This is a genomic window from Agromyces sp. NPDC058126, assembly GCF_042884595.1.
Taxonomy (GTDB): domain Bacteria; phylum Actinomycetota; class Actinomycetes; order Actinomycetales; family Microbacteriaceae; genus Agromyces.
The window spans coordinates 253,439-267,660 of sequence record NZ_JBHVTS010000001.1 but is presented as its reverse complement, the minus strand read 5'-3'; the positions used below and the strand labels follow the sequence as shown (position 1 = coordinate 267,660).

The window sequence follows — 14,222 nt, the reverse complement described above, 5'->3', positions numbered from 1 at the left end:
TCAATCGACTGGCCGGGTTCGCTAGGCTCGCCGCATGCCTCTCGCCGCGGTCCTGCTCTGCGTCGTCCTCGGCGTGCTCGCCGTGTTCCAGCTCGCGCTCGTGTTCGGCGCACCGATCGGGCGTTTCGCATGGGGCGGGCAGCACGAAGTGCTGCCCGCGCGCCTCCGCATCGGCAGCGCGGTCTCGATCGTGATCTACGCGGTCATCGCCATGCTCGCGCTCGACCGGGCCGGGCTCGTGGACGTGGTGCCCGACGCGGTCTCGACGGTCGGCATGTGGGTCGTGTTCGGCTACTTCGTGCTCGGCATCGCGCTCAACGCGATCTCGCGCAGCCGTGCCGAGCGCCTCACGATGGCGCCGACCAGCGCCGTGCTCGCCGTGCTGAGCCTGCTCGTCGCGCTCGGCTGAGTGGGCGGCGGCGGTCGCATCCCCGACCGCTCAGAGGTACTGCTTGAACCCCACGTGGGATGCCTCGAAGCCGAGCCGCTCGTAGAAGCGATGCGCGTCGTCGCGGCGCGCATCGCTGGTGAGCTGCACGAGCCTCGCGCCGCCCGCGCGCGCGTGCTCGACCGCCCACCCGATCATCGCCGACCCGATGCCGGCGCCACGCAGCTCGTCGGCGACCCGTACGGCCTCGATCTGCATCCGGGTCGCGCCGCCGCGCGAGAGCCCCGGGATGAACGTGAGCTGCATCGTGCCGACGATCGCGCCGTCGGTGGCCTCGACCGCCACCAGCAGCTGCGCGGCATCCGCGTCGATGACGTCGAAGGCGCGCAGATAGCCGGCGCGCTCCTCGTCGGAGAACCCGAACTCGGCCGCGCGCAGCGCGTCGGCCGCGATGAGGGCGATGAGGGCGTCGACGTCGTCACGGCGCGCGCGGCGGAGGGCATACGAGGCGTTCGGGGTCGCGATCGTGGTGAGGGTCACCCGCCCACACTCTCACAGGGCCGCGCGGGCTCGTGACCGCTCAGTACGTCTGCGCGACGATCGCCTGCGCGACTGCCGAAGCGCCGTCGCCGCTCACCTGGTAGAGGGTCTCGCCCACGGCGAGGAACACCGGCGAGGCCGGGCCGTCGTCGTACCGCCGGACGACCGCCTGCGTGCCGTCGGGTGCGTCGGCGAGCGCGAGGGGCTCGAAGGCCGTGTCGACGTCGGCGCCGAGCAGCCGATCGAAGAGCGGCGCGAAGCCGCGAGCGGTCGAGATCCTGACGAGCGACATTCCGTCGACCTCGAGGTCGCAGTTGAACACGCGCGCCGCGCTGCGGACGGCGGCCTCGAAGCCGTCGAACGGTGCCGTCGTCCAGTCGATCATCGTGTATTCGGTGCTCGCGTCAGCTGGGAGCTGCTCCGCCGCGACGATGCCCTGCTCGTCGAGCCCGCCGTTGCAGATCGCCTCGCCCTCGCGCAGCGCGACGGTCGGCAGTTCGAGCCGGGCAGGGTCGGTTGCGGCGATCGTCGTGTACGCGGCCTCCGAGACGGCGGCGACCCGATCGACCATCGTGCGGCCGTCGATGCCGAGGAACCGGCTGCCCGACCCGGTGAGCCCGGCCGCACTGACGTCGGCGACGACCCAGGCGTCGCCGACCGGCGCCGAGATCATCCAGCCGGGGTCGCCGGCCGCGACCGAGGCCTCGATGCCGGCGATCTGCCGCGTGTCGGTCGAGGGGGCCTCGCCGAGGTCGATCGGCACCCACTGCCCCGCGGCATCCGGCAGCACCTGCACGCGCAGATATGCCCAGTCGCTCGGCGTACTGTAGTCGGGCATGCCGCTGCCGACGCGCCACGAGCAGCTGAGGCCGCCCGCCCCCTCGAGCAGCACCGTGTCGACGGCGTCGCTCGGGTTCACGGCGGCGACGGGTTCGACCGGGACGCCGTCGGCACCCTCGAGCGTGGTGGCGACGAGTTCGGCCGGCACGAGCTCGTCGCACGTCAGCGGGCCGGTGACGACCGGCTCCGGGCTCGGCGTCGGCGTGGCGGACGGGGTGGGCGTGGGAGTCCCGCCGGTGCAGGCGGTGAGGGTGACGAGCAGGAGGGTTGCCGTCATCCCGGCGATCAGCTTCGGGCGCATGGATCGAACGTAGTGGTTCTCGGCTCGCGGGCGCGCCGGGGTTCTCCCGGAGGTGCCCCCTACTCGGCCGTGCCGGCCGCCGCCGCCGCGTCGTCGATGATCACGTAGAGCTTGCGCACGGTCTCGTGCACGTCCCACACGCCGCGCCAGCCGCTCGGGGTCACGAGGGTGTCGCCCGCGCCGAAGGTCACGGGCTCCTCGCCGTCGACCTCGATCGTCACGCGCCCCGCGAGGAACTGGCACACCTCGGTGTAGCCCTCGCGGGTCGCGGCGAACCGGCCCGGCGTGCACTCCCAGAATCCGACGTCGACGCCGGGCGTCGTCCAGAGCGAGTCGGATGCCTCGAGCACGCCCTCGCTCAGCGCGGTGGGCTTCGGGGCGGCGGGGCCGAGGTCGCGCGCGATCGGGGCGAGCGCGGCGACGGTCGCCACGGTGTCGGGCTGGTCGGTCATGGTTTCTCCTCGTTGGATCCTTGGTTCGTGCCCGCTCCGCTGCTTCTGCCGGAGAAGTGTCACGATGCCCCCTGATTCAGGGCTGCCAGTGCAGGTCTCCTGCAGCAGCGGCAGCGGAAGCGGCAGCGGCACTCAGGCTCAGCGCCCGGCGACGAGGTCGGCGACCTTCGCGATCGGCGAGGTCGTCGCCCGGCCGCGCTGCTCGCCCCGGTCGGCCGCGTGGTAGGCCGTGTAGATCGCCTGCACGGCGAGCCAGCGCAGCGGCTCGATCTCCCAGTTGCGGGCCTGGTGGCCGACCCAGGGCAGGCGGGTGAGCTCGGTGTCCTGCCCGAGCACGAGGTCGCGCAGCGTACGGCCGGCGAGGTTCGTCGCGGTGACACCCGTGCCGACGTAGCCGCCCGCCCAGCCGAGGCCGGTCGCGCGGTCGTGCCCGACGGTCGCGGCCCAGTCGCGCGGCACCCCGAGCACGCCCGACCACGCGTGGTCGATCGCGGCGCCGGTCGTCTGCGGGAAGAAGCGGTTGAGCAGTGCCGTCAGGCTCTCGATCGTGCGCGGCTGGGTCTCGCCGTCCTGGTCGACGTGCGACCCGTAGCGGTACGGCACGCCACGGCCGCCGAACGCGATGCGGTCGTCGGCGGTGCGCTGCGCGTACATGTACACGTGGGCGAAGTCGCCCAGGGTCTCGCGCCCGTTCCAGCCGATCTCGTCCCACACGGCGGGGGCGAGCGGCTCGGTCACGATGAGCGAGGAGTTCATCGGCAGCCAGGTGCGGTGCAGGCCCTTCAGGTCGGGCGTGAAGCCCTCGGTCGCGCGCAGGACGTGCGCCGCGCGGACGGTGCCGTGGTCGGTGCGTGCCTCGCCCGGCACGATCTCGGTGACGGTCGTGCCCTCGTAGATCGTCACCCCGAGCCGCTCGACGGCGGCGGCGAGCCCGAGCGCGAGCTTCGCGGGGTGGATGCGGGCGCAGTGCGGGTGCCAGATGCCGCCCTGCACGCCCGCGACGTTGATGCGAGCGGCAGCGCCCTTCGCGTCGAGCACCTCGACATCGGTGTCGGGCCATGACTGCTCGGAGGCGGCGGCCGCCTTCAGCCGCGCGAGCTGGGCGGGGTTCAGCGCGACCTCGAACTCGCCGCCCTTGTGGATGTCGGCGTCGATGCCCTCGGCGGCCGCGACGGCGATGACCTCGTCGACCGTCGCGTTGAGCGCGCGCTGCTGGGCGATCGCGGCCTCGCGGCCGTGCGACTTCACGTACTGCCCGCGACCGCCCGTGACGGAGTTCGTGAGCCAACCGCCGTTGCGCCCCGAGGCGCCGTAGCCGGCGAAGCGGCGCTCGAGCACCGCGACGCGCAGGTCGGGCTGGTCGCGCTTGAGGTAGTAGGCCGCCCAGAGGCCGGTGTAGCCGCCGCCGACGATCGCGACGTCGACGTCGAGGTCGCCGGGGAGCGCCGGCTTCGGGGTCGGTACGCCGACCTGCTGCAGCCAGAACGAGACGCCGCCGTTGACCGTCATGTCGGGTGTTCTCCATCTTCGTCGAGGGGTGGCCGTCGCGTCGCGCGGCGGCCGGCCGAGGCATCCCGAATGCTGAGATGTCGGCGTGTTGTACAACAGCGTTTTGAAACGTACCCTCGTCGTGGCAGGCTGTCAAACGAACCGGACCAGGGAGGCGCCCGTGCCCATCGAGGTCGACCACGACGAGCGGCTCGCCGACATCGCCCGCGCGACCGTCGAGGTCGCGCGCGAGCGCGGCACCCGGGCGGTGACGCTGCGAGCCGTCGCCGAGCGCCTCGACCGCTCGACCGCGTACATCACGAACTTCGTGCCGTCGCGCGCGCTCCTCATGGCGAACGCGCTCGACCACGCCCGCGCCCAGTGGGACGAGTCGCGCGCCGCCCATCTCGGCGAGCTCGTGGGCGTGGCGCGCCTCGCCGAGCTCACCCGGTGGATGTGCTCCTCCTCCCCCGAGGAGAACGTGCTGCGCAGCCTCTGGATCGAGGTCATCGCCGACGTGCGCGGCGCGAACCGCCGCGCCTACGAGGTCGTGCGCGGCGTCACGGATGCCACGTACGGCAAGTTCCTCGCCGGCGCCGAGCACGTCGTGCAGGGCGGCGAACCGGTCGACCGCGACGAGGCGGCGCACATCGCCGACATCCTCTACCTCTACTGCCGCGGCTACGAGGTGAAGGCGATCGAAGACCCCGAGGCGTGGACCGACGCACGCGTGCAGGCCTCGCTCGAAGTGCTGCTCGGCGCGCTCGTCTTCGACGGCGGCACCCAGCGCTGACTCAGGCTCGTCTTGGATACAAGTTGTATCCTTCTGCGATGGCCACGCAGCAGAAGACGTCCCCGTCCGACGAGCCGACCACTCCCCGGAAGGGCGAACGCCCCGGCCACACGACGCCGCACGCCGCCGGGCTGGAGCGCCGCCTCCGCCGATCGCGCGCCCTCAACATCGTGCTCGGCATCGCAACCGCGTTCCTCCTCGTCGTCGCGATCGCGCAGGCGTTCCCGCAGTCCCCGAGCACCGCCGCGCCCGCCGCGAGCGCCGGCCCCGAGGCATCCGATGCCGCCGCCTACGCCGAGAACCCCGCGATCGCGCTGCGCGATCCCGACGACCCCCTCGCCATCGGCGACGTCGACGCGCCCGTCGTGCTCGTCGAGTGGGCCGACTTCCGCTGCCCCTACTGCGCGGTGTTCACGAACCAGACGATGCCCGTCGTCCTCGACGAGTACGTCGACGCGGGCCTCGTGCGCTACGAGTTCCGCGACGTCGCCTTCTTCGGCGACGACTCGACCGCTGCGGCCGTCGCCGCCCGCGCCGCCGGCGAGCAGGGCCGGTTCCCCGAGTACCTGAAGGTCGTCTACGCGGCGGCCCCCGAGCAGGGCCACCCCGACATGCCCCGCGAGAAGCTCGTCGCCTTCGCGAAGGAGGCCGGGGTCCCCGACCTCGCCGCGTTCGAGGCCGACCTCGACCGGGCAGACCTCCGCGAGGCCGTCACCGCGAGCACCGCGCAGGCGCAGCAGCTCGGCGTCACCGGCGTGCCGTTCTTCGTCGCCGGCGACCAGGCGCTCTCGGGCGCGCAGCCGCTCGACGCGGTGCGCTCGTTCCTCGACGAGCAGCTGCTCGCCGCGGGCGTCGAGCCGGGCGAGCTGCCCACGGCCGGCTGACCCGCGGTGGACCTCGGCTTCGCCGGTGCGTTCATCGGCGGCATCCTCACCCTGCTGAGCCCGTGCTCGGTGATGCTGCTGCCCGCATTCTTCGCCTACGCCTTCACGACCCCGACCCGGCTCATCGCCCGCACCGGCGTCTTCGCACTCGGCCTCATGACGACGCTCGTGCCGGTCGGCGTGCTCTCGGGCACCGTCGGGGCGTTCGTCAGCGCGAACCGCACGCTGCTCGTCACGATCGCCGCGGTCGCCGTCATCGCGCTCGGCCTCGTGCAGGCACTCGGCATCCCGCTGCCCTCGTTCACCCGCGACACGGGCGCGGGCGACGACGCGAGCGAGGCCGGCTCGGTGGCCTCCGTCTACCTGCTCGGCACCGTCTACGGGATCGCCGGCATCTGCGCCGGCCCGGTGCTCGGCTCGGTGCTGACCCTCGCGGCGCTCGGCGGCAGCCCCCTCTACGGCGCGCTCACGCTCGCGGTCTTCGCGCTCGGCATGACGGTGCCGCTCTTCGTGCTCGCGTTCGCCTGGTCGCGGTCGACGTGGGTGCGCCGGCTCGTGCGCCCGCGGATGATCCGCATCGGCCGCTGGTCGAACACGTGGACGCAGCTCGTCGCGGGCCTGCTCGGCATCGGCCTCGGGGTGCTGCTCATCGTCACCGACGGCACCGCGGGGCTCTCGGGGCTCCTCGGCGCCTCGCAGCAGTTCGCGATCGAGTCGAGCGCGCTGCGCCTGACGTCGGGCGTGCCCGATCTCGTGTTCGTCGCCGTGGCGGTCGCGATGCTCGTCACGGTGTGGCTGCTCCATCGTCGCGCCGCGCGGCGTGCGGCCGCGACGGCGGAGGACGCGACGGCGGACGACGCGCACACGACCCGGGCGACGGGCGAGGCGTGAGCCTCGCGGGTCGCGAATCGACGCGATCGGATGCGACGGGGCCCGCGAGCGGCCATGATGGGCGGGTGCCGACCATCGACAGCGCCGCCGAACGCGCCTACGCCGCGACCCGAACGGCGATCCTCGACGGCACGCACCGGCCGGGCACCATGCTGAGCGAGAACGAGCTCGCCGGGCGCCTCGGCATGAGCCGCACCCCGGTGCGCGCCGCCCTCGCCCGCCTCCAGGACGAGGGCTGGATCACGATCTACCCGAAGCGCGGCGCGCTCGTGCGCGAGCTCGGCGGGCGCGAGATCGCCGACCTCGCCGACGCCCGCCTCATCCTCGAGGCGATGGGCGTGCAGCGGGCGACGAGCGCCGTCCGGCGCGCACTCGCCGACCGTCTCGAACCCGAGCTCGCCGCGCAGCGCGACGCACTCGTCGCCCGCGACATCGACGGATTCGTCGAGCTCACGATCGCGTTCCACCGCTCGTTCGTCGAGGCATCCGGCAATGCCGTGCTCGTCGAGATCGGCGACCGGCTGGCCGACCGGCAGCGGCTGCTGCTCAGCGCCCACCGCGACGTCCTGTTCGACCGCGTCGACGAGACGATCGCCGAGCACCGCGCCCTCATCGAGCGGCTGCGGGCCGACGACCCCACGGGCTTCGCCGAGGCGCTGCGCGCCCACATCATGGACACCCACGGGCCGGAGCTCGGTCCGATCTGAGCCGGGGTGTCCGGCGCGCCGGGGCGTGCCCGGCGCGCCGTCCGCTCCGTCCGCGTCTCAGGCGGGCACCGCGACCGACGCGGGCTTCCGCTCGCGGATGAGGAACCCGAAGGCGAGCGCGACGAAGAACATCAGCACGCCGTACACCGCCGCGGGCAGGCTCATCTCGACGCTGCCGATGACGGTCTGCGCGATGACGATCGCGAGCGTGGCGTTGTGGATGCCGATCTCGAATGAGCTCGCGACCGACTGCGCGCGCCCGACGCGCAGCAGTCTCGGCACCGCGAACCCGACCGCGAGGCTCAGCACGCAGAACAGCACGGTGATGAGGGCGAGCGTGCCGGCGTTCGCGAGGAGCAGATCGAGGTTCGTCGCGATCGCACCCGCGATGACGACGACGAGGATGATGACGGAGGCGATGCGCACGGGCTTGTCCATGCGGTCGGCGAAGGCCGGCTTCCACCAGCGCACCAGCATGCCGAGCACGACGGGGCCGAGCACGATCGCGAACACCTCGATCGTCTTCGCGAACTGCAGTCCGAGGGCGTCGTCGCCGGGCAGGAAGTACGCGATCGCGAGGTTGGTGATGAGCGGCAGGGTGAAGACGGCGAGCACCGAGTTCACCGCCGTGAGCGAGATGTTGAGCGCGACGTCGCCGCGGAAGAGGTGGCTGTAGAGGTTCGCCGTCGTGCCGCCGGGGGATGCCGCGAGCAGCATCATGCCCACCGCGAGCACCGGCGGCAGCTGGAACAGGAGCACGAGTCCGAGGCAGATGAGCGGCAGCAGCACGAGCTGGCAGGCGAGTGCGACGAGCACCGCCTTCGGCTGCTTCGCGACACGGGTGAAGTCTCGCGGGGTGAGCGAGAGCCCGAGGCCGAACATGATGATGCCGAGCGCGACGGGCAGCCCGATCGTGGTCAATGGACCCATGTGGTGATCACTCCTTCGTGATGACGGTGTGAGACAGTCTCGTGGACGGGGCGGGCCGTTGTCACCAGCGGATTTCCGGGGCGGGACGACTCGTGTCGGCGGACGGTGGCAGGCTGGGGGCATGGCGATCGAGGTGCGACCCGCGACGGTCTTCGACGACGTGGCGGCGGTGCTCGGGCCGAAGAAGCCGACGTCGAACGTGTGCTTCTGCCTGAGCTACCGGCTGCGCACCTCGAAGGAGAACCTCGCCCTGGTCGGCCCCGCCCGCGGCGAGCGCGTGCGCGAGCTGTGCGCGCAGACGCCGCCGCCGGGCGTGCTCGCCTACGACGGCGACGAACCCGTGGGCTGGGCGGCGGTGCATCCGCGTGCCGACACCTCCTTCGCGACCAACCGCAAGATCCCGCACGTCGACGAGGTCGACGTCTGGTCGGTCTGGTGCTTCCGGGTTCGACCGGGCCATCGCGGCGAGGGCATCGCGCACCACCTGCTCGCGGGGGCGGTCGAGTTCGCACGGGCGAACGGCGCGCCCGCGATCGAGGGCTACCCGGTCGACAACCGGGGCGCGAAGGTCGATCTCACGATGGCGTACGTCGGCACCCGCCGGTTGTTCGAGGAGGGCGGCTTCACGAAGGCCGCCGACACCGCTTCGGTGCTCAACCGCTTCCCGCGCGTGCTGATGCGGCTCGATCTCGGCTGACGCCGACATCTGGAGCAAAGACCTATACATCCGATCTTTAATCGGGCAGGATGAGCAACGGTCGCAGATTGACGATGAATCGCGACCATTCCGCACCGAAACACCAGATCAATGATGCTCCGGAGGTCCCCCCGCATGCTCGAACGCGAGATTCCGCGCCGCCGCGCCCTACAGCTCGGCGGGCTCGTCGCCCTGGCCCCGCTCGTGCCCCAGTTCCTCGCCGCCCAGCCGGCGGCCGCCCTCGTCGGCGGCCGGGCGGCGGCCGCCGCCGCGGGCGGGGGCATCCCCGTCCCCGAGCTCTCGGCGAAGTCGCTCTGGTACGGCACGCCCGCCGCGGACTGGGAGACGCAGGCGCTGCCGATCGGCAACGGCCGCCTCGGCGCGATGCTCTTCGGCAACCCCGACGAGGAGGTCGTGCAGTTCAACGAGCAGAGCCTCTGGGGCGGCCTCAACGACTACGACAACGCGCTCGCCGGCAAGCCCGACGGCGCCTACGACACGAGCGTGACCGGCTTCGGCTCGTACCGCGACTTCGGCACCCTCACGATCGGGTTCGGCGCGCGCCCGAAGGTCACCGCACCGGGCGGCCCCTACAAGATCTGGGGCGCCGAAGACGTCGACAAGAGCTACGACGGCAACAGCCAGACCAAGTGGTGCATCGACGGCCCGCCCGCGCACGTGCTCTGGCAGGCCGAACTGCCCGCCGCCGCCGTGGTCTCGTCGTACAGCTTCACGAGCGCGAACGACGTGCCCGCGCGCGACCCGCAGGAGTGGCGCGTGCTCGGCTCGAACGACGGCAGCACGTGGGCGACGCTCGACTCGCGCACGGGAGCGCCGTTCGAGCAGCGCTTCCAGACGAAGACCTACGAGTTCCAGAACACGACCGCCTACCGCTTCTACCGCATCGACTTCGTGCCCAAGGCGGGCGTGAGCCACTTCCAGCTCTCCGAGATCGGGCTCGGCGGCGTCGAACTGGCGCAGGGCGGCAGCGTCTACGTCTCGTCGCCCTCCGGGCACGCCGACTCCCTCATGGGGAGCATCGACGGCGAGGCATCAACCGTCTGGCAGGTCGCCGACGCCGGATCGGGCGCCGCGTGGCAGCTCGAGCTCGGCGCGAAGCGGGCGCTCACCGGCTACGTGCTGACGAGCGCGCCCGACGCGCCCGAGGCCGACCCGCGCGACTGGGTGCTCGCCGCCTCGAACGACGGCGTCGCCTGGAAGACCCTCGACACGAGGTCGGGCGTCGCGTTCGCCGGCCGCGGCGAGGCGAAGGGCTTCTCGTTCGCGAACGGGACCGCGTACTCGCACTACCGCCTGACGTTCACCGCGCCCGGCGCGTTCCGCCTCGCCGGCGTCGCGTTCACCGGCAGCGGCTACACGACCCGCGGGCAGCGCCAGGTCGTCGGCTACCGCCGCGCGCTCGACCCCACGGTCGGCCTGCACACCGCCCACTTCGCGACCGTCGCCGGCACCGTGCTGCGCGAGGCGTTCGCGAGCCGCGAGGCCGACGTCGTCGTGCTGCGCTACACGAGCGACACCGCCGGCGCACTGTCGGGCACGATCACGCTCGTCTCCGAGCAGGAGAACTCGCCGACCTCGGTCGACGCGGCGGCCCGGCGCCTCGGCTTCTCGGGCACGATGGCCAACGACCTCAGCCACGCCGCGACGGTGCGCATCGCCGACACCGACGGCGAGGTCACCGCCGACGGCGCGGGCCTGCGCGTGAGCGGGGCGTCGACCATCACGCTGCTCCTCGACGCGCGCACCGACTACAAGCTCAGCGCCGCCGACGGCTGGCGCGGCGCCGCGCCGCAGCCGGGCATCGACGCCGCGCTCCAGGCGGCGGGCGCGCGCGGCTTCGACGAGCTGCGCGACGAGCACGTCGCGCAGGTCTCGAAGCTCATGTCGCGCGCCGCGGTCGAGTGGGGCGAGACGGATGCCTCGGTGCTGGCGCTGCCCACGACGGCGCGCCTCGCACGCTACGGCACGGGCGAGGCCGACCCGACGCTCGAGCAGTCGATGTACGACTTCGGCCGGTACCTGCTGCTGAGCTCCTCGCGGCCGGGCGGGCTGCCCGCGAACCTGCAGGGCCTCTGGAACAACTCGAACCAGCCGGCGTGGGCGAGCGACTACCACACCAACATCAACGTGCAGATGAACTACTGGGGTGCCGAGACGACCGACCTGCCCGAGTCGCACGAGGCGCTCATCTCGTTCGTGCAGCAGGTGGCGGTGCCGAGCCGGGTCGCCACGCGCAACGCCTTCGGCGAGAGCACCCGCGGCTGGACCGCGCGCACCTCGCAGAGCATCTTCGGCGGCAACTCGTGGGAGTGGAACACCGTCGCGAGCGCCTGGTACATGCAGCACGTGTACGAGCACTGGGCGTTCACGCAGGACAGGAAGTACCTCCGCGACGTCGCCTACCCGCTGATCAAGGAGATCTGCGAGTTCTGGGAGGACCGGCTCAAAGAGCTGCCCGGCGGCACCCTCGTGGCGCCCGACGGCTGGTCGCCCGAGCACGGCCCCCGTGAAGACGGCGTCATGTACGACCAGCAGATCATCTGGGACCTCTTCCAGAACTACCTCGACTGCGCCGACGCGCTCGACATCGACGCCGAGTACCGGGCGACGGTCGCCGACCTGCAGGCCCGACTGGCACCGAACAAGATCGGCAGCTGGGGCCAGCTGCAGGAGTGGCAGGCCGACCGCGACAGCCCGACCGACATCCACCGGCACACCTCGCACCTCTTCGCGGTCTACCCGGGCCGGCAGATCACGCCCGAGTCGGCGGAGTTCGCCGCGGCGGCACTCGTCTCGCTGAAGGCGCGCTGCGGCGAGAAGGAGGGCGTGCCGTTCACGGCGGGCACCGTCTCGGGCGACAGCCGCCGTTCGTGGACCTGGCCGTGGCGCACCGCGCTCTTCGCCCGGCTGGGCGACGCCGAGCGCGCCGGCACCATGCTGCGCGGCCTCATCACCTACAACACCCTGTCGAACCTGTGGTGCAACCACCCGCCGTTCCAGCTCGACGGCAACTTCGGCATCACCGGCGCGATCGCCGAGATGCTGGTGCAGAGCCACGACGGCGTCATCCGCCTGCTGCCGGCGCTGCCCGCCGACTGGGCGGCCTCGGGCTCGTTCAGGGGCCTGCGGGCCCGCGGCGGCTATTCGGTGAGCTGCGAGTGGCGCGACGGCGAGGTCGTCTCGTACGACATCGTGGCCGACCGCGCAGGGAACATGTCGAACGTCATCGTCGTCGTCGACGGGAAGCGGCGCAAGGTGAAGCCCGCGAACCCGAAGAACGGCAAGCCGATGCGCGAGCTCGGCAAGGCCGACTGAGTCGCTCCACGAGTTCATGAGCGAGGGGATGCCCCGGGCGAGCGCCCGGGGCATCCCGCGTGTCGGCGGGGCGCGCTAGCTTTGCCCCGACGAAGGGACATCGATGACCACCTCGCACCACCCCGCGCTCGAACGGCTCCGCACCGAACTCGGGGGCACACTGCTGCTGCCCGGCGACGCCGGCTACGACGCCGCGCGCACGCCGTGGAACCTGTCGATCGAGCAGCACCCCGCCGCGGTCGCCGAGCCCGCCGACGTCGACGACGTGCGGGCCATCGTGCGCGCCGCCCGCGAGGCCGGGCTCGGCGTCAGCACGCAGCCCAACGGCCACGGCGCCTCCGACGACCTCGACGGCGTCGTGCTGGTGCGACCGCGGCGGTTCGACGAGCTCCACGTCGACGTCGGGGCGCGCGTCCTGCGCGTCGGCGCAGGCGTCAACTGGGGCAGCGCCCTGGCGGCGCTCGAGGGCACCGGCCTCATCGGGCTCGCCGGCTCGAACCCCGAGGTGAACGTCGTGGGGCTCGCGATCGCGGGCGGCCAATCGATGTTCAGTCGCCGTTACGGGCTCACGGCGCGCTCGATCATCGCGGTCGAACTGGTCGACGCCGCGGGCGAGGTCCGCCGGGTGACCGATGCCGACGACGGCGAGCTGCTCTGGGCGCTCCGCGGCGGCGGCGGGCTGTTCGGCGTGATCACCGCGATCGAGCTCGCGCTCCACCCGGGCGACGCCCTCTACGGGGGCGGTCTCGTCTTCCCCGCCGAGTCGGCGACCGCCGTGCTCTCGGCCGCCTTCGCCCTCGCGCACGACGAGCCCGAACTCGGGCTCGACATCGGCATGATGCGCTTCCCCGACCTGCCCGTCATGCCCCCGCACCTGCGCGGGCGCATCGTCGCGACCGTCGGCCTGGTGCACCTCGGCGACGAGGCGACCGGGCGGGCGTTCGCCGACCGGCTGCTCGCCGTCGCCGAGCCGATCGCGAATTCACTCACCCCGTTCACGATCGGCCAGCTCGCGGCGGTGGCCGCCGAACCCGTCGATCCGATGCCGACCGCCGACTTCGGTGCCGCGATCGGCCCGCTCGACGAGGCGTTCGCGGGCGACTTCGTCGAGGCGTTCCTCCGCGGTGCCGATGCCGGGCTCACCCGGTGCAGCATCCGGGCGATGGGCGGCGCGATCGCCGACGAGCTCGGCGCCGAGCTCTCGGCCATCGGGGCGGTGCACGCCCCCGGCCTGCTCAGCTCGGGCGCGCTGCTGCTCGATCCCTCGGTCGACGCGGAGGCCGCGCTCGCGCCGCTGCGCGAGCTCGCCGCGAGGTACCCGGCCGAGGGCACGGTGCCGAGCTTCCTCGGCTCGCGGACGAGCCTCGCCGACGCGTACGGCCCCGCCGTGCTCGAGCGCCTCGCCGCGGTGAAGCATCGCGTCGACCCCGACGGGCTGATCCGCAGCAACCGCCCGCTGGGCTGATCTCCCCGATCGAGGAGGGCGAGGGCACATGGCCGATCGATATCGCACCGTCGACGAGTTCCTCGCCGCGCAAGAGCCCGCGCGGCGAGCCCAGGTCGACGCGCTGCGCGGGCTCGTCCACGAGGCCGAGCCCGGGCTGGTCGAGATCGTCAAGTGGAACTCGCCCGACTACACGCTCGACGGCGTCGACCGGCTGACCATCAACGCGGCCGGGCGCGGGCCGGTCCGGCTCATCCTGCACTTCGGCACGGCGCGGGCCGAAGACCGCAGCGCCGAGCCGAGCTTCTCGGGCGACCCCGACGGGCTCCTCACCTGGCACTCGAACATCCGGGCGAGCCTCGTCGCGCCCGGGCTCGAGTCCGCGTCCGAGCCGGAGTCCGAGCCGGCGGACGCGGCTGCGAGGGCGCGGGTGGTCGCCGTCATCCGGGCATGGCTCGCCGCCGAGTGAGCGGGCTCCCGGGGTCGCCGCGGCGCGCGCGCCCGACCCGCGCCGCGCGCACCGACTCCGCA

At 72.7% G+C, this 14,222-nt stretch carries 14 protein-coding genes; 9 read left to right on the top strand and 5 right to left on the bottom strand.

Annotated features, from left to right (window positions below; translation table 11 throughout):
* The first annotated feature begins 34 nt into the window (after positions 1 to 34).
* Positions 35 to 409, top strand: a complete 375-nt coding sequence (locus tag ACFVTR_RS01195) for a hypothetical protein (protein WP_387034199.1) — start codon at positions 35 to 37, stop codon at positions 407 to 409.
* A gap of 30 nt (positions 410 to 439) precedes the next feature.
* On the opposite strand, the gene ACFVTR_RS01190 is transcribed toward ACFVTR_RS01195, so the two are convergent.
* The 4 genes from ACFVTR_RS01190 to ACFVTR_RS01175 all read right to left on the bottom strand — a co-directional run bounded on the left by ACFVTR_RS01190 (position 440) and on the right by ACFVTR_RS01175 (position 4,030).
* On the bottom strand, positions 440 to 928 hold the full coding sequence (locus ACFVTR_RS01190) for a GNAT family N-acetyltransferase (protein ID WP_387034198.1): 489 nt from the start codon (positions 926 to 928) through the stop codon (positions 440 to 442).
* 40 nt (positions 929 to 968) lie between these two features.
* Positions 969 to 2,069 carry a hypothetical protein gene (locus ACFVTR_RS01185; RefSeq protein ID WP_387034197.1) on the bottom strand — a complete coding sequence of 367 codons (1,101 nt, stop codon included), beginning with the start codon at positions 2,067 to 2,069 and terminating at the stop codon, positions 969 to 971.
* 59 nt (positions 2,070 to 2,128) lie between these two features.
* Complete coding sequence (locus ACFVTR_RS01180) at positions 2,129 to 2,521, bottom strand: cupin domain-containing protein (protein ID WP_387034196.1); 393 nt, start codon at positions 2,519 to 2,521, stop codon at positions 2,129 to 2,131.
* Positions 2,522 to 2,659: 138 nt separating this feature from the next.
* Positions 2,660 to 4,030 carry an NAD(P)/FAD-dependent oxidoreductase gene (locus tag ACFVTR_RS01175; protein ID WP_387034195.1) on the bottom strand — a complete coding sequence of 457 codons (1,371 nt, stop codon included), beginning with the start codon at positions 4,028 to 4,030 and terminating at the stop codon, positions 2,660 to 2,662.
* Between the two features lie 160 nt (positions 4,031 to 4,190).
* On the opposite strand from ACFVTR_RS01175, the gene ACFVTR_RS01170 reads away from it, so the two are divergent.
* The 4 genes from ACFVTR_RS01170 (at position 4,191) to ACFVTR_RS01155 (ending at position 7,284) form a co-directional block, all read left to right on the top strand.
* Positions 4,191 to 4,802 (top strand): hypothetical protein, encoded by a 612-nt coding sequence (locus tag ACFVTR_RS01170; RefSeq protein ID WP_387034194.1) that lies wholly within the window; start codon positions 4,191 to 4,193, stop codon positions 4,800 to 4,802.
* Between the two features lie 38 nt (positions 4,803 to 4,840).
* On the top strand, positions 4,841 to 5,686 hold the full coding sequence (locus ACFVTR_RS01165; RefSeq protein WP_387034193.1) for a DsbA family protein: 846 nt from the start codon (positions 4,841 to 4,843) through the stop codon (positions 5,684 to 5,686).
* Positions 5,687 to 5,692: 6 nt separating this feature from the next.
* The gene (locus tag ACFVTR_RS01160) at positions 5,693 to 6,577 is read left to right on the top strand and encodes a cytochrome c biogenesis CcdA family protein (protein ID WP_387034192.1); all 885 of its coding nucleotides are present in this window, start codon (positions 5,693 to 5,695) and stop codon (positions 6,575 to 6,577) included.
* A 65-nt stretch (positions 6,578 to 6,642) separates the two neighbouring features.
* Entirely contained in the window at positions 6,643 to 7,284 is a 642-nt protein-coding gene (locus ACFVTR_RS01155) for a GntR family transcriptional regulator (protein ID WP_387034191.1), read from the top strand.
* A gap of 57 nt (positions 7,285 to 7,341) precedes the next feature.
* Here the strand turns inward: ACFVTR_RS01155 and ACFVTR_RS01150 are convergent, their stop codons facing one another.
* Positions 7,342 to 8,214 (bottom strand): bile acid:sodium symporter family protein, encoded by an 873-nt coding sequence (locus tag ACFVTR_RS01150; protein WP_387034190.1) that lies wholly within the window; start codon positions 8,212 to 8,214, stop codon positions 7,342 to 7,344.
* A 121-nt stretch (positions 8,215 to 8,335) separates the two neighbouring features.
* Between ACFVTR_RS01150 and ACFVTR_RS01145 the strand changes: the two genes are divergently transcribed.
* The 4 genes from ACFVTR_RS01145 (at position 8,336) to ACFVTR_RS01130 (ending at position 14,160) form a co-directional block, all read left to right on the top strand.
* Entirely contained in the window at positions 8,336 to 8,911 is a 576-nt protein-coding gene (locus ACFVTR_RS01145) for a GNAT family N-acetyltransferase (RefSeq protein ID WP_387034189.1), read from the top strand.
* A gap of 135 nt (positions 8,912 to 9,046) precedes the next feature.
* On the top strand, positions 9,047 to 12,247 hold the full coding sequence (locus tag ACFVTR_RS01140; protein WP_387034188.1) for a glycoside hydrolase N-terminal domain-containing protein: 3,201 nt from the start codon (positions 9,047 to 9,049) through the stop codon (positions 12,245 to 12,247).
* A 103-nt stretch (positions 12,248 to 12,350) separates the two neighbouring features.
* Positions 12,351 to 13,712, top strand: a complete 1,362-nt coding sequence (locus ACFVTR_RS01135; protein ID WP_387034187.1) for an FAD-binding oxidoreductase — start codon at positions 12,351 to 12,353, stop codon at positions 13,710 to 13,712.
* Between the two features lie 28 nt (positions 13,713 to 13,740).
* Entirely contained in the window at positions 13,741 to 14,160 is a 420-nt protein-coding gene (locus ACFVTR_RS01130) for a DUF1801 domain-containing protein (RefSeq protein WP_387034186.1), read from the top strand.
* The last annotated feature ends 62 nt before the right edge of the window (positions 14,161 to 14,222 follow it).

Excerpts from the sequence above, each read along its gene's own strand:
- ACFVTR_RS01145 (WP_387034189.1), top strand. The coding sequence starts at position 8,336 with ATGGCGATCGAGGTGCGACCCGCGACGGTCTTCGACGACGTGGCGGCG.
- ACFVTR_RS01185 (WP_387034197.1), bottom strand. The coding sequence starts at position 2,069 with ATGCGCCCGAAGCTGATCGCCGGGATGACGGCAACCCTCCTGCTCGTC.
- ACFVTR_RS01195 (WP_387034199.1), top strand. The coding sequence starts at position 35 with ATGCCTCTCGCCGCGGTCCTGCTCTGCGTCGTCCTCGGCGTGCTCGCC.
- ACFVTR_RS01180 (WP_387034196.1), bottom strand. The coding sequence starts at position 2,521 with ATGACCGACCAGCCCGACACCGTGGCGACCGTCGCCGCGCTCGCCCCG.
- ACFVTR_RS01175 (WP_387034195.1), bottom strand. The coding sequence starts at position 4,030 with ATGACGGTCAACGGCGGCGTCTCGTTCTGGCTGCAGCAGGTCGGCGTA.
- ACFVTR_RS01130 (WP_387034186.1), top strand. The coding sequence starts at position 13,741 with ATGGCCGATCGATATCGCACCGTCGACGAGTTCCTCGCCGCGCAAGAG.
- ACFVTR_RS01150 (WP_387034190.1), bottom strand. The coding sequence starts at position 8,214 with ATGGGTCCATTGACCACGATCGGGCTGCCCGTCGCGCTCGGCATCATC.
- ACFVTR_RS01140 (WP_387034188.1), top strand. The coding sequence starts at position 9,047 with ATGCTCGAACGCGAGATTCCGCGCCGCCGCGCCCTACAGCTCGGCGGG.
- ACFVTR_RS01165 (WP_387034193.1), top strand. The coding sequence starts at position 4,841 with ATGGCCACGCAGCAGAAGACGTCCCCGTCCGACGAGCCGACCACTCCC.
- ACFVTR_RS01135 (WP_387034187.1), top strand. The coding sequence starts at position 12,351 with ATGACCACCTCGCACCACCCCGCGCTCGAACGGCTCCGCACCGAACTC.